The organism is Saccharopolyspora phatthalungensis (genome assembly GCF_014203395.1).
In the GTDB taxonomy this organism is placed as follows: domain Bacteria; phylum Actinomycetota; class Actinomycetes; order Mycobacteriales; family Pseudonocardiaceae; genus Saccharopolyspora; species Saccharopolyspora phatthalungensis.
In genome coordinates this window covers 2,998,585-3,020,701 of record NZ_JACHIW010000001.1, presented here as the reverse complement: position 1 = coordinate 3,020,701, position 22,117 = coordinate 2,998,585, and the positions used below count along the sequence as shown (strand labels likewise).

The 22,117-nt window shown below is 64.4% G+C and carries 19 protein-coding genes, 1 tRNA gene and 1 pseudogene; 15 read left to right on the top strand and 6 right to left on the bottom strand.

The window, feature by feature from the left end; genetic code table 11:
* Positions 1 to 43: 43 nt before the first annotated feature.
* On the bottom strand, positions 44 to 1,705 hold the full coding sequence (gene argS, locus BJ970_RS13925) for an arginine--tRNA ligase (protein ID WP_184726656.1): 1,662 nt from the start codon (positions 1,703 to 1,705) through the stop codon (positions 44 to 46).
* Positions 1,706 to 1,917: 212 nt separating this feature from the next.
* Here argS and BJ970_RS13920 point away from each other — a divergent pair, with 212 nt between their 5' ends.
* Positions 1,918 to 2,703: a thioredoxin-like domain-containing protein gene (locus BJ970_RS13920; protein ID WP_184726655.1), complete on the top strand. Its 786-nt coding sequence runs from the start codon at positions 1,918 to 1,920 to the stop codon at positions 2,701 to 2,703.
* Positions 2,704 to 2,706: 3 nt separating this feature from the next.
* Positions 2,707 to 3,375: a DUF305 domain-containing protein gene (locus BJ970_RS13915; RefSeq protein ID WP_184726654.1), complete on the top strand. Its 669-nt coding sequence runs from the start codon at positions 2,707 to 2,709 to the stop codon at positions 3,373 to 3,375.
* A 40-nt stretch (positions 3,376 to 3,415) separates the two neighbouring features.
* Here the strand turns inward: BJ970_RS13915 and BJ970_RS13910 are convergent, their stop codons facing one another.
* Entirely contained in the window at positions 3,416 to 4,333 is a 918-nt protein-coding gene (locus BJ970_RS13910) for a cation diffusion facilitator family transporter (protein WP_184726653.1), read from the bottom strand.
* Between the two features lie 235 nt (positions 4,334 to 4,568).
* On the opposite strand from BJ970_RS13910, the gene BJ970_RS13905 reads away from it, so the two are divergent.
* The 3 genes and pseudogenes from BJ970_RS13905 to kynU all read left to right on the top strand — a co-directional run bounded on the left by BJ970_RS13905 (position 4,569) and on the right by kynU (position 7,393).
* Positions 4,569 to 4,641: transfer RNA gene (locus BJ970_RS13905), tRNA-Arg, on the top strand.
* 220 nt (positions 4,642 to 4,861) lie between these two features.
* A complete protein-coding gene (locus tag BJ970_RS13900) occupies positions 4,862 to 5,836 on the top strand; it encodes a methyltransferase (protein WP_184729085.1) in 975 nt (324 codons plus the stop codon).
* 307 nt (positions 5,837 to 6,143) lie between these two features.
* Positions 6,144 to 7,393 (top strand): annotated as a pseudogene (kynU, locus tag BJ970_RS13895) (kynureninase).
* Positions 7,394 to 7,518: 125 nt separating this feature from the next.
* On the opposite strand, the gene BJ970_RS13890 reads toward kynU, so the two are convergent.
* On the bottom strand, positions 7,519 to 8,094 hold the full coding sequence (locus BJ970_RS13890; protein WP_184726652.1) for a FadR/GntR family transcriptional regulator: 576 nt from the start codon (positions 8,092 to 8,094) through the stop codon (positions 7,519 to 7,521).
* A 505-nt stretch (positions 8,095 to 8,599) separates the two neighbouring features.
* On the opposite strand from BJ970_RS13890, the gene BJ970_RS13885 reads away from it, so the two are divergent.
* Positions 8,600 to 9,151 (top strand): GNAT family N-acetyltransferase, encoded by a 552-nt coding sequence (locus BJ970_RS13885; protein WP_184726651.1) that lies wholly within the window; start codon positions 8,600 to 8,602, stop codon positions 9,149 to 9,151.
* 529 nt (positions 9,152 to 9,680) lie between these two features.
* Here the strand turns inward: BJ970_RS13885 and BJ970_RS13880 are convergent.
* Both BJ970_RS13880 and BJ970_RS13875 read right to left on the bottom strand, forming a co-directional pair.
* The gene (locus BJ970_RS13880; RefSeq protein WP_184726650.1) at positions 9,681 to 11,249 is read right to left on the bottom strand and encodes a monocarboxylic acid transporter; all 1,569 of its coding nucleotides are present in this window, start codon (positions 11,247 to 11,249) and stop codon (positions 9,681 to 9,683) included.
* A complete protein-coding gene (locus tag BJ970_RS13875) occupies positions 11,246 to 11,665 on the bottom strand; it encodes a DUF485 domain-containing protein (protein ID WP_184726649.1) in 420 nt (139 codons plus the stop codon). The genes BJ970_RS13880 and BJ970_RS13875 overlap by 4 nt, the downstream gene beginning before the upstream one ends.
* An 832-nt stretch (positions 11,666 to 12,497) precedes the next feature.
* On the opposite strand from BJ970_RS13875, the gene BJ970_RS13870 reads away from it, so the two are divergent.
* From BJ970_RS13870 to BJ970_RS13855, 4 genes are all read left to right on the top strand, one after another.
* On the top strand, positions 12,498 to 15,482 hold the full coding sequence (locus tag BJ970_RS13870) for a sensor histidine kinase (RefSeq protein ID WP_312864242.1): 2,985 nt from the start codon (positions 12,498 to 12,500) through the stop codon (positions 15,480 to 15,482).
* A 32-nt stretch (positions 15,483 to 15,514) separates the two neighbouring features.
* Positions 15,515 to 15,955 (top strand): roadblock/LC7 domain-containing protein, encoded by a 441-nt coding sequence (locus BJ970_RS13865; protein ID WP_184726647.1) that lies wholly within the window; start codon positions 15,515 to 15,517, stop codon positions 15,953 to 15,955.
* 76 nt (positions 15,956 to 16,031) lie between these two features.
* Complete coding sequence (locus tag BJ970_RS13860) at positions 16,032 to 16,562, top strand: DUF742 domain-containing protein (protein WP_246470845.1); 531 nt, start codon at positions 16,032 to 16,034, stop codon at positions 16,560 to 16,562.
* A 189-nt stretch (positions 16,563 to 16,751) separates the two neighbouring features.
* Complete coding sequence (locus BJ970_RS13855) at positions 16,752 to 17,054, top strand: hypothetical protein (RefSeq protein ID WP_184726645.1); 303 nt, start codon at positions 16,752 to 16,754, stop codon at positions 17,052 to 17,054.
* A gap of 246 nt (positions 17,055 to 17,300) precedes the next feature.
* On the opposite strand, the gene BJ970_RS13850 is transcribed toward BJ970_RS13855, so the two are convergent.
* Entirely contained in the window at positions 17,301 to 18,548 is a 1,248-nt protein-coding gene (locus tag BJ970_RS13850) for a S1C family serine protease (RefSeq protein ID WP_184726644.1), read from the bottom strand.
* Between the two features lie 255 nt (positions 18,549 to 18,803).
* Between BJ970_RS13850 and BJ970_RS13845 the strand changes: the two genes are divergently transcribed.
* From BJ970_RS13845 to BJ970_RS13825, 5 genes are all read left to right on the top strand, one after another.
* Positions 18,804 to 19,493: a hypothetical protein gene (locus tag BJ970_RS13845; protein ID WP_184726643.1), complete on the top strand. Its 690-nt coding sequence runs from the start codon at positions 18,804 to 18,806 to the stop codon at positions 19,491 to 19,493.
* A gap of 141 nt (positions 19,494 to 19,634) precedes the next feature.
* Positions 19,635 to 19,814: a hypothetical protein gene (locus BJ970_RS13840; protein ID WP_184726642.1), complete on the top strand. Its 180-nt coding sequence runs from the start codon at positions 19,635 to 19,637 to the stop codon at positions 19,812 to 19,814.
* Positions 19,811 to 20,083, top strand: a complete 273-nt coding sequence (locus BJ970_RS13835; RefSeq protein ID WP_184726641.1) for a hypothetical protein — start codon at positions 19,811 to 19,813, stop codon at positions 20,081 to 20,083. The genes BJ970_RS13840 and BJ970_RS13835 overlap by 4 nt, the downstream gene beginning before the upstream one ends.
* A gap of 319 nt (positions 20,084 to 20,402) precedes the next feature.
* Positions 20,403 to 20,630, top strand: coding sequence for a DUF3311 domain-containing protein (locus BJ970_RS13830; protein WP_184726640.1), 228 nt, complete (start codon positions 20,403 to 20,405; stop codon positions 20,628 to 20,630).
* Positions 20,627 to 22,105 (top strand): sodium:solute symporter family protein, encoded by a 1,479-nt coding sequence (locus tag BJ970_RS13825; RefSeq protein ID WP_184726639.1) that lies wholly within the window; start codon positions 20,627 to 20,629, stop codon positions 22,103 to 22,105. The genes BJ970_RS13830 and BJ970_RS13825 overlap by 4 nt, the downstream gene beginning before the upstream one ends.
* Positions 22,106 to 22,117: the final 12 nt, after the last annotated feature.

Below are 22,117 nucleotides of genomic sequence, written 5' to 3'. Positions count from 1 at the left end.
CCGCTGGACAGGCCATTGTTGCGGTCATCTGCTCGCGGGCGCCCTACATCTTGTCCGGAGCGCTGACGCCGAGCAGTCCCAGGCCGTTGGCGAGAACCTGGCGGGTCGCCTCGCACAACTGCAGCCGGGCGATGGTCAACGGGCTCGCCTGGTCGTCACCGGGCTGCAGCACGCGGCACGCGTCGTAGAACTTGTGGTACGCGGCGGCCACGTCCTCCAGGTAGCGGGCCACCCGGTGCGGTTCCCGCAGCTGGGCAGCCGATCGCACCACGCGCGGGAACTCGCCGAGGGTGCGGATCAGGTCGCCCTCACGTTCGTGGGTGAGCAGCGACAGGTCGGCATTCTCCACCGCGCCCCGCTCGATCCCCAGCGAGGCCGCGTTGCGCTGCAACGAGGCCAGCCGAGCGTGCGCATATTGCACGTAGAAGACCGGGTTCTCGTTGGTGCGTTTGCTGATCAGGTCCAGGTCGATGTCCACCGCGGAGTCCGCGGAGGACCGGATCAACGAATAGCGGGCGGCGTCCACGCCCACCGCGTCAACGAGATCCTCCATCGTGACGATGGTGCCCGCGCGCTTGCTCATCCGCACCGGCTTGCCCTCGCGAACGAGGTTCACCATCTGTCCGATGAGGACCTCGACCACCGCCGGGTCGTCGCCCAGGGCCGCGGCAGCGGCCTTCAGCCGGGCGATGTAGCCGTGGTGGTCGGCACCCAGCATGTAGATGCACAGGTCGAAGCCGCGGCTGCGCTTGTCCCGCAGGTAGGCGACGTCACCGGCGATGTAGGCGGGGGCCCCGTCGCTCTTGATCAGCACCCGGTCCTTGTCGTCGCCGTACTCCGTGGAGCGCAGCCACCAGGCACCGTCGGCGAAGTACAGGTGGCCGGACTTCTTCAGCTCCTCCACGCACTCGGCGACCGCGCCGGAGGTGTGCAGCGAGTCCTCGTGGAAGAACACGTCGAAGTCGGTGCCGAACTCGTGCAGGCTCTGCTTGATCTCGTCGAACATCAACCCGACGCCGATGCGGCGGAACGTCTCGTGCTGTTCGTCGGCGGGCAGTTGCAGGGCGTTCGGCTCGGCCTTGAGCACCGCGGCCGCGATGTCGGCGATGTAGTCGCCGCCGTAGCCGTCCTCCGGGGCCGGTTCGCCCTTCGCGGCGGCGATCAGGGACCGGACGAACCGGTCGATCTGCGCGCCCGCGTCATTGAAGTAGTACTCGCGGGTCACCTCGGCGCCCTGCGCGGCCAGCACCCGGCCGAGCGCGTCGCCGACCGCCGCCCACCGGGTGCCGCCCAGGTGGATGGGGCCGGTCGGGTTGGCTGAGACGAACTCCAGGTTGACCTTCAGCGCCGGGTACAACTCGCCGCGCCCGTAGTCGGCGGACCGGTTCAGCACCTCGCGCACGATCTGGCCCTGCGCGTCGGCGGCCAGCCGCAGGTTGAGGAATCCCGGCCCGGCAACGTCGACGGAATCGACGGCTTCCTGGCCGGTCAGTGCCTCGGCCAGCCAGCCCGCGAGATCGCGGGGGGAAACGCCGATCTTCTTGGCCACCTGCATCGCGACGTTGGTCGCGTAATCACCGTGCTCCGGGTTCCGGGGTCGCTCGACCGTCACCACCTCGGGTAGCACGGAGGCATCCAGGTCCCTCGCGGAGAGCACCTCGACGGCGGTGTTGCGAACCAGTTCTGCGAGCGCGGCGGGGGTCACCCTATGCAGTCTAAGGAAGCGTCACCGCTGCTCAGCCAACGGGTTGGACAGGCATTCGCCCGATAGGCCACTCCGCGTGATCAGTTCGTCACGCAGATGTGAGAACGTGGTGTCGAGCATTCGACGACTGGCCACCCGACGCGCCCGCAATCTCTACACTGGCGGGCCGGGTCCCCCCGGTGATTCTTGGCGAGACGAGGTTTGCGAACAGCATGGCGAGCAGGAAGAACAAAGCCGTACGCGGCACCGTGGTGCGTCAGCGGTCGATCCCCTGGATGCTGATCTCCGGCGTCACCGTCGTAGCGGTATTCGCGGCCGTTATCTTCGGGTATGTGTTCACCCGGTGGTCGGCGCAGGAATCCGTCCGGCAAGCCCAGGCCGAAGCGGAGAAGGCCAGTGCGGCGTTCAAGCCGTCGCCCCAGAACCCGGACCCGTCCAAGACGATCCCCGGCATCACGGTCGCCCAATACGCCGCACAGCAGCACGTGACGTCCAAGCAACGCGTCGCCTACGACCACATGCCACCCTTCGGCGGCCCGCACGATGGTGTCTGGGCCGACTGCACCGGCGTGGTCTACCCGGAGCCGGTGCGCACCGAGAACATGGTCCACTCGCTGGAACACGGCGCGGTGTGGATCGCCTACAACCCGAACCGGGTCGACGAGGCGGGCCTGGATCGGCTCAAGGCCCGCGTCGCGGGCAAGCCCTACACGATGATGTCGCCGTTCCCGGGAATGGACAGCCCGATCTCGCTGCAGTCCTGGGGCCACCAGCTCAAGGTCGACAACGCAAACGACCAGCGCATCGATCAGTTCATCACTGCTCTGCGGGTGAACAACAACGGCGTCTACCCGGAGATCGGCGGCTCCTGCCAGGCCTACCCCGGCGCGTTCGACACGAACAACCCGCCGAAGTTCGACCCGACCCCGCCCGGCCCGGACGCGGTCACCATGGACGGCCGCGGCGCCACTGCGGCCAGCGGTGCGATGGGCCAGTGACCGATGCCAGGTGAGACCAGGCGGCCGCTAGCAGCCCGCATCTTCGTGGCCCTCGCGTCGGCGGTCGCCCTGCTGCTGCTCGGTGCGGCGCTCGGTCTGCTGATCCGGGTGCCGTCCTTCGACAGCGCCGAACCGCAGCCGACGGCGGTGGACATCGGGTTCGCGCAGGACATGTCCATGCACCACCAACAGGCGGTGACCATGGCGACGCTCGCGCGCGAGCGCGCCGCCGACGTCGCGGTGCGCCAGTTGGCGTTCGACATCGAAACCAACCAGCGCGACCAAATCGGCCGGATGCAGGGCTGGCTCAGCCTGTGGGGCCAGCCCGCGCAGGCGACTGGACCGGTCATGACGTGGATGACCGCAGACGGCGGCCACGACCACCGGCCCTCCGCAACCGGTGCGCCTTCGGGTGCCCCGATGCCCGGCATGGCCAGCAGCGCGGAGATGTCCCGGCTGCAGTCACTGCGCGGCCCAGAGTTCGACGTCTACTTCCTGCAGCTGATGCTGCGCCACCACGAGGGCGGTGCCCCGATGGCCGAGTACGGGGCAACGCACGCGGCCGTCCCAGCGGTCCACCAGCTGGCGCAAAACATGCTCGCCTCGCAGCGCAACGAGGCCGATCTCATGCGCACCATGCTCACCGAACGAAGAGCCCAACCGCTGCGCTGATGCGAGCATGGGAACCTTCCTGTCACCGGGCGCTCGGGAATCACCAGGTCAGGGCCTGGCAGCGCTTAGCGCACTCGACGGGTTCGACCTGCAGGGTCGCGTGGTCGATGTGGTAGCGCTCGGCCAGCACCCGCTGCGCCGCGACCAGCACGCCGCCGTGGTCGGCGTCGGCGCCGGTGGTCAGGTGGGCTGAGGCGACCTCCATGCCCGAGGTGAGGGTCCACACGTGCAGGTCGTGCACTTCGGTGACCGACGGGAGCGCGGCGAGATCGGCCCGCAGCTTCAGCACGTCCACGCCCTCGGGTGCCTGCTGGACGAGGATCCGCAGTGCCTGGCGGGCCAGCTTCCAGGTACGCGGCAGCACGAAGAGCCCGACGGCGACGGCGACGATCGGGTCGGCAAGATACCAACCGAAGGCCCAGGTCACCGCGCCGCCAATCAGCACACCGACGGAACCGATGGTGTCGGCGAGCACCTCCAGGTAGGCGCCGCGCACGTTCAGGCTCTCGTTGGCACCCCGCCGCAGCAGCGCGAACACCACGAGGTTGGCGGCGAGCCCGGCGGCGGCCGTCAACATCATCGGCACGCCGGCGACCTCCGGCGGCTCCCGGAACCGAGCGATGGACTCGTAGAGGATGTAACCGGCGACGCCGAACAACAGCACGGCGTTGGCGAGCGCGGCCAACACCTCCATGCGGTAGAGCCCGAAAGTCCGCTTGTCCTCGGCCGGTCGCCGGGCAGCCGTGATCGCGGCCAGCGCCATGCCGACGCCGAGTACGTCGGTGAGCATGTGCCCGGCGTCGGATAGCAGCGAAAGCGAGGACGTCAGAAACCCGACGACAGCCTCCAGGACGAAGAACGCGAGCAAGATCGCGAACGACGCGGCCAACCGCCGCACGTAGCGACCGGATGCACTGACCGCATCGGCGGCGGAGCCGTGCCCGTGCCCCTGACCCATAGACGTCCTCCTAATGCCTCTCAGTTACATAGTGAAGTATGCATGCATGCACATGTCAACCCGAACGACACCCGGACGGGCGTGAGCATGGGAACTTTCCTGTCACCTTTGACAGGAAAGTTCCCATGCTCCGCCTCGCCTGTGCAGGTGTGGCAACCGCGGGAAGCGGTTATCCCGACCCCCGTCGAAGCGGTCCCGTCGGGTGCGCTAAGCTAACGATCGTCCGCAGCGACAAGCCCTCGTAGCTCAGCGGATAGAGCACTGCCCTCCGGAGGCAGGTGTCACAGGTTCGAGTCCTGTCGAGGGCGCACAGCAGTGACTAGCAAAACCACTCTCCTCCTGCATCAGACAGGTAAGGCGGGTGGTTTTTTGTTCTGCCTGACTATTTCCAGCGAGCGACGGGGGCCGCTGAAGTGTTGACCGACTGCAATCACTGATACCTGCATTGATCACTCGGCACCAAGGGGCAGATGCTTGAGCGAGTACACAGATTCGTCGTTGCGGTCGTTGGCAGATCTGGTGACCCCAATGTCTCTACGGGTGGCCGCAACGCTCGGCCTGGCCGACCGCGCGGGTCAGACCGGAGCGACCGCAGAAAGCCTCGCCCGGCAAACCGGCGCCTCCGCGTCTGTGCTGCGCCGGCTGCTCGACCATCTGGTCACCGTCGGGGTGTTCGATCGCGATGTCGAGACCGGCCGCTACCGAGTCACGGACTTCGGCCGAGGGTTGCGCGATGATGATCCCGGCGGACTCCGCGCCGACCTTGATATCACTGGGTGGCTAGGACGTGCTGAGCTCGCCTTTGTTGAGCTGCTGCACACCGTCAGGACTGGTGAGCTCGGCTACTCGCGTCGCTATGGGCGCGGCTTCTGGGCAGACCTCGCAGCCACGCCGCAGTTGCGCAAGTCGTTCGACGCCAAGATGAACAGGCGGTTCGAGGTTCAGGCGACACAGATTGCGCAGCGATTCGACTGGGGTCGCTTCAGCCATATCGTTGACGTAGGTGGCGGCGACGGCACTTTGCTCGACCGGATACTACGTACTCACCCAAAAGTACGAGGCAGTGTGCTGGATGTGCCAACCACCGCTGCAGCTGCCACGGAGAGATTCGCCGAGGCTGGATGGGGCGAGCGCGCCGACGCGGTGGCAGGCAGCTTCTTCGAGCCGCTGCCTGGAGGCGCAGACGCCTACGTGCTTTCCGACATTTTGCATGACTGGGACGACGACAACGCCAGAGCGATTCTGACCGAATGCACGCGGGCCGCCGCCGCACACGGCCTGGTTCTCGTGATCGAGGTGCTCCGGGAAGGGTTGCCCGGGCAGGGGTTCAACACTGCTATCGACCTGTCCATGGTCGTGTTCTTTGGGGGACGTGAGCGGACCATCGAAGAAATCACCGCGCTTGCGGGGGACTGCGGCTTGGAGCTCCGGGACACCAGGCGGGTGGCCGACGAGCGCACGCTGCTGGAGTTCGGCATCGCCGAACCACGGGAAAAGACCTGATCCTCCAACCGAAACAGCGCTCGACACATCGACGGGACACTTCTGCCAACGGGACCGAGAAGTAGCCGGTGCTGGAGCCCCTGAGTCCCACCGAGTTACGAGAACCCGGACCGGCATTCGGCGGCGGGCGAGACCGGCTAGGAGCGGTCGCAATCGATGTCAGGTACCAGTCTGCGGCCGGTCTGCGTCTGAAGACCGCCAGCCAGGTCACCAGCTTCAAGCGGGCGGCGGATCCACCGAGGTGGCGGCCCTCAAAACGGCCCTGGATCTCACGTTCTTCCCGGAAATACCGTCTATTCGCCGAAATATGTTGAATATGGAGGAGATTCTCGTGACCATCACCTTCGAAGATGCCCGCGCGCTCGACGAGCAGGACCCGCTCGCGGACTTCCGGAAGCGCTTCATCTCCCCGGCCGACGACGGCATCGTCGCCTACTTGGACGGCAATTCGCTAGGTCGGCCGCCGAAGGCGACGCTGGCGCGGCTCGACTCGCTGGTACGCGAGGACTGGGGCACTGGGCTGATCCGGTCGTGGTCCGCAGGCTGGATGGAGCTACCGGCACATATCGGCGATCGGCTCGGCGAGGCCGCCCTTGGCGCCGCAGCAGGCCAAGTGATTATCGCCGACTCCACCAGCGTCTGCCTCTACAAGCTGCTCCTGGCCGCCGTGGCCCTGCGCCCCGACCGCACCGAGATCATCACCGACCGGCACAATTTTCCCACCGACGGCTACGTCGTGCAGGGCATCGCCGGCGAACTTGGCCTGACGGTGCGGTGGATCGACAGCGCACCGGACGCCGGGGTGACGGCCGAGCAGCTAGCGACCGAGCTCAGTGAGCGGACCGCGGTGGTCGCCCTCTCGCACGTCGCCTACCTCTCGGCCTACATCGCCGACATGCCCGCCCTCACCGCGCTCGCCCACGAACACGGCGCGCTGGTGGTGTGGGACCTGTGCCACAGCGCGGGTTGCGTCCCCATCCAACTGGACGCTGCGGGCGTAGATTTCGCGGTCGGATGCACCTACAAATTCCTCAACACCGGCCCCGGCGCGCCCGCTTTCCTGTACGTGCGCGAGAAGCATCAAGACACATTCCGCCAACCAATTTGGGGTTGGATGGGTGGTGCGTATCCGTTCGACATGGAGCACGCGTACGCCCCGGCCCCAGGGGTGCGCCTGGCCCTGTCCTGGACCCCGCCGATCATCAGCATGGTCGGTGCCGAAGAGGGCGTGGCGCTTGTCGCTGAGGCGGGTATCGGCAGCATCCGGGCAAAAGCCGTGGCGCTCACCGAAATGGTCACCTCGCTCGCCGAGCATTGGCTTGTGCCGCAAGGAATGCGCATCGCCTCGCCGCGAGACCCTGAGCAACGCGGCGCGCACGTGACCATGCTCGTGCGGACGGCACCGAGTTGTCTCGGCGGCTGATCGAGGTGGGGGTCATCATCGACTTCCGGCCGCCGGACGGTATCCGGGTCGGCCTGTCGCCGCTGACCACAGGTTTTGCCGGAACCTGGCGCGCCATGGACGTGATCCGCACCCTCGCCGCCGGAAGCCGGTGACCAGGCGGTTTGGGCAGGTGTATCAGTTCGGCCCCGTGCGGTGCCCTGATGTGCGCGGTAGCGCCGCGAGATCGACAGCCCGCAGCACGTCGTGCTCCTCGATAGCAGGCAGTATGTTTCGGTGTTCAGCCCGCACGGCCTTCGCGGTCGCACGCCAATCGGCCAACCGCTCGTAGGCATCGATCATCTGCGGTGAATGGCCTGCGCAGCGAGCTCATCAAATAGGAGTCCAGCGAATTGCCGGTGAATTCCGCAATTCGCACTTGGAATTCGGTGTCCAGCCGGTTGAAGTCCCGGGCAGTCAGCTCCAGCCCGTCCATCTGGTCCAGGATGCCCCGCAGTGCCTCGTAGTCCTCGGCCGTTGCATAGCGCGCCGCGTCTGCGACCCACTCTTCCAACATCAGCCGGGTGCGGAGCACATCGGTGTCGCTGAAATGCCCAAGCGCCAACTGCATCTTCAGCAGGATCGCGAAGCCTCCCCGGGGCGGCCGACGAATACGGTCCCGCTTCCGGGACCGCGACCGAGTGAACTTCGACGATGCCAAGCGCTTCCAGCACGCGCAGTGACGGGCGGCTGACGCCGAGGAGTTGCGAGAGCTCCTGTTCACCGGCAGCCTGTCCGGTGCGAGCAGCCCGTCCAGCATGCGCTGCTCGATCTGCGCCAGGACCTGCTCGTAGGTGCGAACCGCACCGGCTCCCATGAGCTTCGACTTGCGGAACTCACGCTTCTCCTCGGTTCTCCGGTTATGCCTGGGCGTCTCGCCTTACGGGCGTCGTCCGCTGCTGTCCGGTGTCAACCGCGCATCGTCCATTCCAACTCGCGCAGCGAGCGCCGAATCGTGGATTTCGACGTCAGCCCAGCCAAGCAAACCGGCCGCCAGGAGCCTCGTTGAGCAACTTGAAGCCACCGGCCTCCACCGGAGACGCACCCAATTTCAGCGAAACCTAATCAGGGAACGAGCTTGTCGTACACCGTGTACCCGCATCGGCGCTGTCGCCGACACGCGTGCCGCGGCTGAAGCATGGGAACCTTCCTGTCATCGAGCCTTGGTAACCCAGCCCGAAACCAGGGGCACTACCATCCGTTCAATTGAAAATGATTATCATTGCATGGCTCGGGTTTCGGTCGCCTCGGACTCACAGCAAGGGAACCTTCCTGTCACTCCGAAACGATCACGCACCTCCGGATCACCCAGAAGGGATGCAATGCAGCACAACATCGAACACCGCATCGGCGACTATGTCGTTCGAACGGCTCGACCATCCGATGCCGACGGCGCACGAAAGGTCATGCTCGACACCTTCTACAAAGAGTTCGGACACGGCTACGACTCGACATGGCACGCGGACGTGATCGACATCGAGGGAACTTATCTACAAGAGCCTCGGCACGGCTTGTTCATCGCGGTCCGCGAGGGCGAGGTCGTAGCGACCACAGCGGTGCGAGCCAATGGGCCCAGCAGCCCGCCGCATCCACAATGGATAGCCGACCGCTACCCGAGCGGCGAAACCGCCCAGCTGTTCCGGGTGTATGTCGACCGGGCACACCGCCGGCACGGTCTCGCGCGCGCCCTTGTCTCGATGGCCTGCGACTTCGTCGCAGCCACCGAGGGTTATTCCGCGATCTATCTGCACACCAACCCGGCAATCGAAGGTGCCGAGCCGTTCTGGCACGCGGTCGCAAAGCAGATCCACGATGCACGTGGAGACCGGCAGCACAGTCCGTCTGTCCACTTCGAGATCCCGATCCCGCGCTGAACCCACCCCCGACGCCAGCCCAACGGCGACAGGAAGGTTCCCATGCTCCACCCAGCGACACGGCTGCTGCGCCAGGCCCAAGACGCGGTAGCTGGTGACAGCTCACCACCTGGCAAGCCGCCGAGGACGCCGCACTGCGGAAGCATGGGAACCTTTCTGTCACCAACCACCGGACGACCAGCAGGCCCTCTTGCACCGCCACGAAGTTGCGGCGAAAACAAAGGCAGAGAATGAATACTGTCGCGAACATCTACAAGAAGGGCAGGATTTTGCAGTTAAGGCCCATTTGCCGCCTCCGCCAACGATCTTTACGACCGGCAATTTTGAGCAACCAGAAAAGACCCCTCCCACCTGCGAAAACAGCACGAGTTGATCGACCTTCTAATCCAACATAAATATGACTTCCGGCATCGACTGCACGTCCCGCTTCGAGTCGTGTATCTATTCGTCCCCACGAGGTGCGCTTGATCGACGCGATGTCACTTGCGGGACGACAGAAGTGACAGGAAGGTTCCCATGCTTCCAGACTTCACGACGCTCCGATGCCGGTGAGAGATCGGACTTCCATCTCGGCGGACCGTTTCTCGCTCACCTGGCCGCGCCCGAGCAGCGTGCCCACGTAGCCGCCCAGGAACGAGACGGGGATCGACACGATGCCGGGATTGCTCAGCGGGAACCACGCGAAGTCCACGCCGGGCAGGATCGAGTCCGGTGACCCCGACACCACCGGCGAGAAGATGACCAGCACCAGGCAGGAGCCCAGCCCGCCGTAGATACCCCAGAGCGTGCCTAGAGTATTGAACCTCCGCCAGAACAGCGAGAACAGCAGCGTCGACAGGTTCGCCGAAGCAGCGAATGCGAACGCGAGCGAAACCAGGAATGCGACGTTCTGGCCGTTGACGAGGATCCCTCCGAGGATCGATGCCGCACCGATCACGACGGCAGTCAACCGGGCAACCCGAACCTCCGAGTCCGGATCGGCCTTGCCGCGCTTCACGACGCTGGCATACACGTCGTGGGCGAACGACGCGGACGCGGTGAGCGTCAGCCCGGCGACAACGGCAAGGATGGTCGCGAAGGCGACCGCGGCCACGACACCCAGCAGTACCGTGCCCCCGATGCGGAAGGCCAGCAGTGGCGCGGCGGAGTTCTCGCCACCCGGCGCCGCGAGAATCGCTTCAGTGCCATTGACCGCCGCGGCCCCGTACCCGATCACAAGGGTGCACAGGTAGAACACGGCCATCGTGCAGGTCGCCCAGACCACGGAACGCCGAGCCTGGAACGCATTCGGCACGGTGTAGAAACGCATCAGGACATGCGGCAGCCCGGCAACACCCAGCACCAACGCCAGCGACAACGACACGAAGTCCAGTTTGGTCAGTTCGTCCTTCCCGTACTTCGCTCCGGGCGAGAAGATCCGCTCACCCAACGGGTTCTGCTGCGCCGCTTGCTGGAGCAGTGACGTCAGGCTGAAGCCGAACTTGCCCATCAGGAACAAGGCCATCATGACCCCGCACAACATGAGCATGCCCGCCTTGACGATCTGCACCCAGGTCGTTCCCTTCATGCCCCCGACCAGCACATAGGCGACCATCACCACGCCAACACCGCCGATCACCAACGCCTGACCGTTGGCGTCGTGCACGTTGAGCAGCAACGCCACCAAACTTCCAGCACCGGCCATCTGGGCGATCATGTATACGAAGGAGATCACCAACGTGGACACCGCGGCCGCAGCGCGAACCGGACGTTGCCGCATCCGGAAGCTCAGCACATCGCCCATGGTGAAACGGCCGGTATTGCGCAACTGTTCGGCGATCAGCAGGAGGTTGACCAGCCAGCCGACGAGGAAACCGATCGAGTACAGGAAGCCGTCGTAGCCGTGCACCGCGATCGCCCCGGCGATTCCTAGGAACGACGCCGCCGACAAGAAATCCCCCGACAGAGCGATGCCGTTCTGCGCGCCGGTGAACCGGCCGCCGGCGGCGAAATAGTCGGTCGCGGTGCCGACGCTGCTCGCGCGGTTGACCATGTACAGCGTGATCAGCACGAATACGCCGAAGATGCTCACGTTGAGCACTGGGTGGGCGTCGATCATCGAGGCTCCTCCCCGGTCGCGTTCCGGTACAGCCTGAGCACTCGCGGGTCGATCTGGCGAGCCGCGTACCGGAGATAGAGGACGGTGATCAGGATCGTGGTCACGAACTGTCCGATGCCCATGATCAAGCCGATGTTGACCGCGCCGACGAGCCGAATGCTCATGAACTCGGGCAGGTAGGCCGCGATGACGACATAGCCGAGGTACCAGATGAGGAACAACGCGCTCATCGGGAAGACGAAGCGGCGCAGCCTGGCACGCAGGTCGCGGAACTCGGGGCTGCGCGCTATACCGGGGTAGTCGGGCGCCGGGCGGGCATATCGGGCCGCGGACTTGTCGATCTCACCGAACGTGGGTGTCGACGTGGTCCGGCCATCGGACAGTCGCCGGGGTGGCGGCTGGGTTGCGTTGAGCATGCGTCCTTCCAAACAGTCGAGCAATCGCATCGACGTGGGTGGTCGATACTTCGGGTCCCCTGCTCCCATGGCCGATCACCTTGGTTCGCATCGATCCGGCGAAATCGATGGGTCGCAATCCAGGCATCGGCAGACCGCACTGCCTGCGCTGCCAAGCGGATCGGAAGTCTAATCGGTGAAACGGTGCCCACACGCCCTCGCAACAACGCAGCACACACATTGATGAACTCATGATCACGGAATGTGGCCAAGGCGATGGTTTGGGAGCCCGATGGACCACTGCCAGACCCGCCGCTCATGAGCCGGAACACCTTGTCACACGGACAGTTTCAGCTGGTCAGCAATACCACCGATGATTTCGCAGGAAGACCAGGGAAAACGACGCGGAGGTGCCGCAGCAGAGTAGTCATTCGTAACATCAACATCTACCCATCGGGCGACAAAAGCACGTCTCCGCATCGCCTCAATGAACACGATCAGTGTTCACGGCTTCCCTGAGCTGACAACACGACCGCGAAATCAGCTCAATCTGAGTCGATTTCGCTGGTCAGCAACCTGAACATCAGAAGAAAAGGAGATCATTTCGCTGCGGTAAGGTTCTGCAACCGACACCCGGCGACAACAAATCCGGCCCGCCGCGACCACCTCCGCCCGCGCAGGCACCTGACGCCGGTGTCGACGACCGCACCGGCCATCGGCGAAACCCTGGCCGCAAGCAGCGATGCCAGCCAAGCAACAGCTGCCGCGCAAACCACAGACGGGCCCATGCTGCCCACCATACGAACGCGCCGTCGGCAACCAAGGCTTCGACCGCGTGGGAAAGGACTGCGTCGTGAGCAGCGGACTCGGCGACACGCCCGCGACCGTGACCGTGACCCGGGAGTCCGCGTGGTCGCACACCACACCGAAGACCACCAAGCGAATCACCAAATGGCGAAACTGGAAACTACCAGTCAAGATCACCGCCGTCGTACTCGTTCCGGTGATCTTCGCCCTGGCGCTCGGCGTGCTGCAGATCCGCGGCCAGACCCACCAGGCCAACGAATACGCCAAGCTGGATCGAGTGGTCGCGGTCGGCAGCGCGGTGCGCAATGCGGTTGACAGCCTGCAGGAAGAACGCAGCCAGGCGGCCGAATTCCTGGTGCACGGGCCGGTTTCCGCACCCGAAATGCAGAACCGGTTCACCGCCTCCGACCGGCTCCTCGACGACATCCATCGCCTGCTGCATACCGTCCCGGACAGCGAGGCGGTCCGGTTCGCCCGACAGGAAACCGATCGGCAGCTCACCGGGCTCGCGCCGGTCCGCCAGCAGGTGCTGGGTACCCACGCGGATCCGGGGGTGGCGATCAATTCCTACACAGAGCTCATCGGGGTCCTGCTGGCACTCGACCGCACGCTGATCAGCCAGATCTCGTCATCACAACTTGTGTCGACCGCGACCACCGCCCACGAGCTGGCCCAGATCAGCGAAGAGGTGCAACTCCAGCAGGCACTAGTGCTCACCGGCCTGACTCGCGGCAACTTCACCAACGACAACCTCGCCCGGCTCGCGGCCAGCGAATCCCGCCGCACCGCCGCAGTCAAGGAGTTCCGGGCGGCCGCCACACCACAACAGCGGATGCGCTACGACCAGCTCTACACCAATCCCGAGGTCCCGGCACGGGAAACCTCGGTGCAGCTAGCGATGGCCGAGCGCGGCAACACCCCGACTCAGATCTCGCCGCTGCCGGTGTCGACCTCAACTTGGAAAACCCAGTCGCGCACGTCGCTCGAAGCCCTCCACGCGCTCCAAGCGCACCTGGACCGGCAACTGCACGACACCGCATTCACCCTGCAGGACACCGCGAGCAACATGGCAGGGCTGGAGTCGGTGATCCTGCTGTCGGCGCTGCTGATTGCGGGCGCGATTGTCGTCGTTGTCGCCAGGCACCTGCTCAGGTCCCTCGACCTGCTGCGGCGCAGCGCGCTGGACACGGCGAACTACCAGCTGCCGCAGGCGGTCGCCGATATCCGTGCCGGAAACCCCACCCGAGCCCGCGTCCAGCAGGTGCCGGTGGACAGCGCCGACGAGATCGGCGATGTGGCGCGGGCGTTCGATGACGTGCACACCCAGGCCGTCAACCTCGCCACCGAGCAGGCCGAAGTCCGCCGCAGCTACAGCGACTCGTTCATCAACGTGTCGCGGCGCAGCCAGAGCCTGCTGGAGCGACAGCTCCGGCTGTTCGAGCAGCTCGAACGCGACGAGGAAGATCCCGACCAGCTGGCGACCCTGTTCCAGCTGGACCACCTGGCCACCCGGATGCGCCGCAACAATGAGAACCTCATGGTGCTCTCTGGGGCGGACCTTGCCCGCCGGTTCACCCAACCGACATCGCCGGCGGATCTGCTCCGCGCCGCGGTGTCGGAGATCGAGCACTACCCGCGGGTGATGGTGCAGCCGCTGCCGGACGTCAAGATCGTCGGCTACGCGGCCAGCGACCTGGTGCGGCTGCTGGCCGAACTGCTCGACAACGCCGCTAACTTCTCCGCGCCGGAAACCCAGGTCACTGTTTCCGGGCATCGACATGGCGACGGATCGCTGGACATCGAGATCGTGGATCACGGCATCGGTATGAGCCACGATGACCTCGCTGCGGTCAACCAGCGGCTGACCAGTGACGACGAAATCAAGTTGTCGACGTCCCGGCGCATGGGTCTGTTCGTCGTCGGTAGGCTCGCCACCCGCCACGGCATCCGGGTCGAGCTACATCCCGGTACCGAAGAGGTCGGGGTGCGCGTTGCGGTCAGCATGGGCCCCGAGCTGTTGGTCGATGCTGCCTGTGTGGCCCCGGTCGTGCCCCGGGCCGACGACATCATGCCCAACGGTCGCGACGCCGAGTCAATGGTCGAGGAGTTCGATTGGGAGGCGGCCGAACAGGACGCGGCTACCCAACGCCATCCCATGCGCAACGGTTTCCACCTGCTTCGGTCCTCCACCAATGGTGACCCGCAGACCCCACGAAGCGACCTGCTCAACACCGAAGAGATCACCCTAGAACCGCAGCGCGCGCCTGAGCATCCCAACGGCGCTACCGCTCCAACACCGATCTTCGACGACCTCGCGTCCGCGTGGTTCCAGGTGTCAACGTCCACCCCGCACTCTGCCACCCGCCCCGCCATCCGCTGGCCCACCCCTCCGGCAAGTGCTGCGAGGAAGGGAACCTTTCTGTCACCACCGACAGGAAAGTTCCCTTCCTCGCAGTCGGCACGCAATGGGCACGGCGGCCAGAACAGGTGGAGCTTCAACAGCGATCAGGCCCGGCGAAGGGCCGAGGAAGTTGCGGCGGCAGAGCCCTCCGACTACACCTCGGCGGGTCTTCCGCTGCGAGTTCCACAGGCGAACCTGGTAGCGGGCAGTGCCGATCTCGCCCCAGAGGAGCGAGCACGCCCACCCCGCGATCCGAATGTTGCACGCGGACGGTTGGCGAGCTTCCAAGCAGGGGTCAAGCGTGGGCGCCACCGCCAGCAGTTGGTCTCCCACAACGCCACCCCACCGACGGGAGCAGGGCCGCCGCCAAGGGACCAAAATCCGCGCGCCAAAAGCGGCATCGAGACGCCAGAACCGCCGGTCGACCAGGAGACCATCGACTACACCCCAGCCGGGCTGCCCCGGCGAACCCCAAAAGCGGCACTGTTACCGGCAATGGCCACTGAGCAGGCTGTCAAGCCGCGACGCGACGCAGATCTCATGCGCGGTCGGCTGGCCAGCTTCCAACGCGGCATCCACGAAGGCAAACACAGCCTCCGCGACCCGCATTCGGCGGACGAGCGCCGGTGACGGCCCGAATCAGTGAGAAGACAGGAGGGCCAATGAACCCCCAAAATTCCCGACCCAGCCAGTTCGGCTGGCTGGTCACCGACTTCACCGAACGAGTTCCTGGCGTGGCGCACGCCGTGGTCGTCTCAGCCGATGGGCTCTTGCTGACCGCATCGGCAAAACTGCCTACCGACCGGGCCGACCAACTCGCAGCGGTCGCGTCGGGGCTGCTCAGCCTCACCCAAGGCGCGGCTCGCTGCTTCGAGGCAGGAGCCGTGACCGAAACCGTGGTTGAAATGGAACGCGGCCTCATGCTGCAGATGGCGATCAGCGATGGCTCGTGCCTGACGGTGCTGGCCGCACCGCACTGCGACATGGGGCTGATCGCCTACGAGATGGCCTTGCTCGTGGAACGAGTCGGTCAGATCCTGACCCCGGAACTACGCTCCAGATTGCAGGGCAAGAACCGCGTAATGACCGGTCAGTCGGTGTGAGGACGGCATGAGCACAGGTCCGGAATCATCCGGGCGGCACCGCTGGGGCGACCGCGAGTCACCCGAAGGTGACGCCATGGCCGAGGTTTTCAATCGGTTCACCCTCGACAGCGGCCGCCGTGGGCGGCGCCGCAAGGGGATGCCTGACGAACCCGAACCGCAGGTCTCGGCACTGCCGACGTCAAGTCCGTCCTGGCCGTCGTCCGAATCGGCTCAAACCGCGGCCCTGGAACCGATGTCTGAAGAGCCTCATTCGCAGGAGGTCGAATCGGCAGCCACGTATATCCGGCCGTACGCCTGGACGGGTGGTCGCACACGATCGAATCACCGGCTGGAACTGGAGACCCTGGTGTCCACCAGCGAGCTTTGCCAACCAGGTCTATTGCAGCGGCTCGAACACCACTCGATCGCGGGCCTGTGCCAGAATCCACGTTCGGTTGCCGAGATCGGTGCGCTGCTCAGCGTGCCGCTTGGAGTGGCGAAGGTCCTGCTCGGCGACATGGCCGACCTAGGCCTGATCACAGTGCACCGAACTGTGAGCGAGAACGGCAGCACGTCGCATTTGTCGTTGATGGAGAGGGTTCTGAGTGGGCTTCGCGAGCTTTGACCTGCTCGGCTCCGAGCGGGTCTTTGCGAAGCGGACGGGAGCCGCAGACACCAGCTTGACTCGATAACTGAAGTGGGCAGACATGACACCTGGAACCGACCCCGGCCTACGTACGCCAGTCAGTCACCGACCTCGGCTTCGACGAAGATCGGTGACTGGCTTCGGGCCGGAGAGTGACACTAGTTGTTGGTGTCGGAGATCGTGCCGCTGACCACTGCAGCCGTCATGACCGAGGCCAGCAACGGCATCGACGGCGTGCGGGCCACGCCGAACAGAAGCACTATGACGATCGCCATGTATTTCGGCCGGTTGTTGCTGGCTTCCGATCTGGTCCTCTACCTTGTTCGGCGCCCCGGGGCCAGCAGCGCTCCTGGTTCATGTGGGACGACGTGGTCCGCGGCGCGATCGGCCACCATGTTGCTTGTCGACACGCTGCGCCTCGCGGACTGCGTCTCGGCCATCGACCTCGTCAGGGAATGCCGGCTGCCCTAATTGTGGACCTCAACTGCTTCTACAGGGCTCTTCGCCATCGCGCATCCGGCAGGTCCGCGAGGCCATCGCGACCCCAACTGATGTCCCGATCGTCACCTGCGATGCGCGAAACCTCGAATCTACCAACCAAGTTTTGATCAAGATTGCCGAATATACGCGATGCAATGGTGGATGCAACCAACGCACCGGCTAAGGACAGCAAGGGAACCTTTCTGTCATCTCCGGCAGGAAAGCCCGCCGACGTTCTCACCTGTCACTCGGCAGCCGACCGTTCGGCCACGTGAAAGGACTCTGCTGCTGGACGCTTGCGTCGTCGGCGGTTTCGGCCGTCTTGTCCTGTTCGCTGCCCAAGGTGACCTCGACCTCCCGCTGGTTGCCTCCCGCCGAGTCCGCCACGGTCAGGGTGATCTTCGATCTGGGTGCGTTCGCACTGATCTGGGCAACCAGGTCCGCGAAGCTGCTAACGGACCGGTTTCCGACCTTCACAATGGTCTCCCCGGTCTTGAGCCCGGCTTGGTCCGCGGCGGAACCGCCCACGACCGAACTGATTGTCGCCGCACCCGACTGGCTGTCGGTGCCGGTAACGCCGAGTTGGGGCTTTGTTGCCACTCCGCTGCTGATGAGCTCGTTTGCGACGCGGCTCGCCGTATCGATCGGGATCGCGAATCCTAACCCGATGTTGCCCGAAGCGCCGCTGTTGGACACGATGCTGCTGTTGATTCCGATCACCTGGCCGTCCAGGTTGACCAGCGGTCCGCCCGAGTTGCCAGAGTTGATCGACGCATCGGTCTGAATGCCGTTGTAGATGACAGTTTGGCCGTTGTCTCCCGACACTTGGACGGTTCGGTTCAGAGCGCTGATGATGCCTGAGGTGACGGTGCCTTCCAGCCCAAGTGGTGAGCCGATGGCGACTACGGACTGGCCGACCGTCAGCGCCGAGGACTTTCCGAGCTCAGCCGGGTTAAGCCCGGTAGCCCCGTCGATTTTGATTGCTGCAAGGTCATATGAGGGCGAGGTGCCCACAACGTGCGCGGTCTTCTTCGTCCCACCGGGCAAGGTAACGGTGATCTCACCACCTGAACTGACCACATGGTTGTTGGTCAACACATTTCCGTCTGAGGTCAACACCACGCCAGTTCCTTCCGAACTGCTTCGACTACCCCGAACCGCGATGTCCACTGTGCTCGATGATGCCTTGCCTGCCGCGTACTGCACGGTGCCGGTCTCCGCATTGATCTGCGTGCCTGTGACAGGGTCATGCTGTGAGATCACCGGATCGGCGCTACTTCCGTCGGCGAACAGCATTCCACCGCCGATCCCGACACCGCCCCCGATCACACCGGCGATCAGTGCGGCGGCGATCACACCTTTCCAAGGCCGATGTTTTACGGTTTGGGGCCAACCGGGGTAAGTGGTTGAGGGCCCCGACAACGGTCTGTGCTCGTGGCCAAAAGATCCTGCAGGCACGGTTTCCTGCCGCCGGGCTTGCTGCATGCCATCTCTGTACTCCGGCGCGTCGCCGGGACCAGCTGCTGTCATGACGTCGACAGTGCCCCGCGAAGCTGAGAACTACCTTGGCGCCAGCTGTTGACTTCCTCGGAAACCATCCCGGCGACCGACTCACGACGATTGCAACCATGGGAACCTTCGTTCGCCGGTTGACAGAAAGGTTCCCATGCTCACGCGCTAGCGGTCGTCGACGAAAAAGGGGTGCCCGACACAGTCCCAAAGCTGGACATATCAACGGCTATGAGCTTCGCATGCCGGATAGTGCTTGATATGCATACAACGATCGCTGCTTCCGCCGTGCCTTACAACGGTCGGCGTGTCTTTCGCGTCGTCGAACTGGAGAAGCTCGGAATCTCGCAGTCGAAGTCGTACCGGCGGGCCCGCCCGGGTGGGCCTTGGACGCGACTCGCTCCTGGCGTCCTGCTCATAGTACCTGGGCCACCGACAATCGAAGATCGAATCAACGCTGCGCTGCTGCGTGCCGGGCCGGGCGCAATGATCACGGGATTGCAAGCCGCACGCCTGCTCGGGCTGGAAACTCCCCCGGTAGATGCGGATGTTCACGTCCTGATACCGCACGGCCGCAAGATCCAGAGCTATCCCGGGACTAACTTCGAACGCACCACCCGGCTGCCAAAACCCATTTACATCAACGGCATTCCCGTCGCACCGCCGGTGCGGGCCGTCATGGACGGTGCCCGTACCTGGCAGCCCTGGGCCGTCACGAAGAGTCTGTTGTTCGAGGCGGTTCAATGTGAAAACTTCTGCCGAATCAAGGAGTTGATCATCGAGATGGAGCTCGGCAGCCGGAGAGGGACAGCGGTGCCACGTGCGATTCTGCGCTCGTTCAAGGGTGCTCCCACCCCGCTCCGAGAACTTCCGCCGCGAGATGCCCCATCGAAGACTCCACCTCAACGCAACGCGGCCTGAACGATTCACAGCATTGCGTAGCGGGCTGGTGTTCGACAGGTTTACCAGGCAGCATCCCAGGCATCGACCGCTGTCGCGGGAGGTGCTGTGGCAAGCGTTGGACAACCACCAACTCTGGTTACTGCTAGCAAGATCATCACAATGGCCGACCATCCGCAGTTAAGCGCGGCCCGGCCAGCGCTGGCAATCCAGGGCAAGTGGATTGTCGACGTCGGTGACCTCGGTGACCTGCGCCGCCGCATGCCCAAAGCCGACCTTATCGACGTCCGCGATGCCACAATCGCGCCCAGCGTCATGATGCTCACCAGCAGCAAACGATGATGGCCGCGAACCAGCTGGGCTCACCCGAGATGCTGCGGTTTGCCTCACCCGGATGGCGCATGCACAAGCACTGTCCGGCCTGGCATATCCATCAGTCTTACGTGGTCGTCCTGCTCAGGAACACCGAAACCGCCTTGCCGCAGCTGACGAGCGCCCTTCGGGAACTGAATGCCGCAGGAATCACGAGTGTCGGCAACGCTATGGTCGGTCCCAACGAGTTGGCGTTGCTGCAGGAGGCACAGCAGCGGCAGCTGGCGACGCTGCGGTGAAGGGGACTTGTGTGACCGGCAAGCTGTTGGACTTCGCCCTGCTGTCCGACGATCGGCTCGCAATCGACCCGAAACGCCTTCCGCAAATCGAGGTTCGCCAAATTTTGGGTCGGTGGAGAGCCGGTGTGGCACGCCGAGGAGGATCCGCCACGACTCTCGACAAGACGACCAGAGCTGCGAACCTGCCACCAACACTGAACGCAGCACCGGAGTAGGCGAACATCACCCTGGCCTGATCGGGGAGAGCATGGGAACCTTCCGGTCATCTGCGCAACGAAGGTTCCCTTGCAGACTCAGATGCAACGGCGCGGAGGGACATGTGCTGAAGAAACGAAAATCGCTGTGGTGGTTGTTCGGGCCAGTCGTGCTTTACGTGCTGGCGCTCCCCCTTTACAACAGGATCGACCCAGTTGTTCTTGGCCTGCCGTTCTTCATGTTCTGGACACTGTTGGCAACGTTACTGACCCCGGCGTGCATCTGGCTCGCTGCCCGTAAGGATCCGTTGTGGCGAGCCGACCGTGAGCGTGGACGGCGTGATGTCGAATGAGCGCCAACGCGGAAGTCTCGGTCGGCATCTTCGCTGCGTTCATGCTCGCCGCAGTCGTCTTGGGTCTGCTTTCGCTGCGCGGACGGGACCGGGCGAATCTCGCCGAATGGTCGATTGGTGACCGCGGTCTCGACGTTGTGTTGATCTTCGTTCTCATGGCGGGAGAGACCTACACGAGCTTCAGTTACCTCGGCGCCGCTGGCTGGTCCTACAACTACGGGATGCCGGTGTTCTACCTCCTGGCGTATCTGGCAATCGGCTTCGCTGTAGGCTACGTCGTCGGGCCGATCCTGTGGCATTATGCCCATCGCAACAATCTGCACAACATTACCGACATCACCGCGTACCGCTTCAACGCTCCTTGGTTCGGCGCAGCGGTCGCAATCCTCACGACGGTGTTCCTGCTGCCCTACATTCAGCTCCAGATAACCGGCATGGGCGTGGTAGTGTCCACGATCAGCTATGGCACGATCGGCTTGGGAGCGGGTTATCTCATCGCCTTCGTGGTGACCGAGGCGTTCATCATCTTTTCAGGTCTTCGCGGGAGTGCCTGGGTGTCCATCCTCAAGGACAGTCTGGTCATCATCACGTTGCTGATCGTCTTCATCTACGTGCCAGTGCACTACTTCGGCGGGCTCGGCCCGATGCTGGATCGACTTGTAGCGCAACGGCCGGAGTGGCTAGTGCTGCCGGGCCACGGTAAGGAGTCGCTCGGCATGCTGTGGTTTGCCACGACCGGGCTGCTCAACGGCGTCGTCTACACGATCTTCCCGACCACTGTCGCCGGCTACCTGGGGGCCAAGAGCCCGGGCGTGCTGCGCCGCAATGCGATCCTCATGCCCTTCTACCAGGTCTTGTTGTTCGTCCCGATTCTCCTGGGCTTGGCCGCGGTTTTCGTGGTTCCGGGGCTTGACGATTCGAACCTAGCGATGTTCGAACTCGTCGTCGATTCCATGCCGGCTTGGCTCGTCGGCCTCGTTGGCGTCGCTGGCGCATTGTCATCGATCGTTCCAATGGCGGTCTTCATGCTCGTGATCGGCACGATGTGGGGGCGTTCGGTCCTGGGCGTGCATACCCGAACTGCGCCACATCAGAAGCAGCTGTCCCAACTGGTCACTTTCCTCGTTGGGCTTGTGGCGTTGTTGTTCACATTCATTTCGCCGAGCACGCTGGTGCAGTTGTCGGTGTTGTCGTACCAGGGGTTGGCGCAACTTCTACCGGTGGTGTTGATCAGCTTGCTTTGGAAGCGGATGTCCACAGCTGGGGCTGCTGCGGGGCTAGGCGCGGGCGTGATTGTCGTCGGCGTGCTCGTCAGTACTGGCAACGACCCGTGGCTCGGGATCAACACCGGTTTGCTCGGGCTTGCGGTCAACGTCCTAGTCAACGTCGCAGTGACCCTCGCGCATCCCGCCGCCGTGCCGCCGGAGCGGCTCGCAGTGGATGAACTGTCGGAGGCATCCTCAGCCCGGATCTAACTGTCGAAAGGT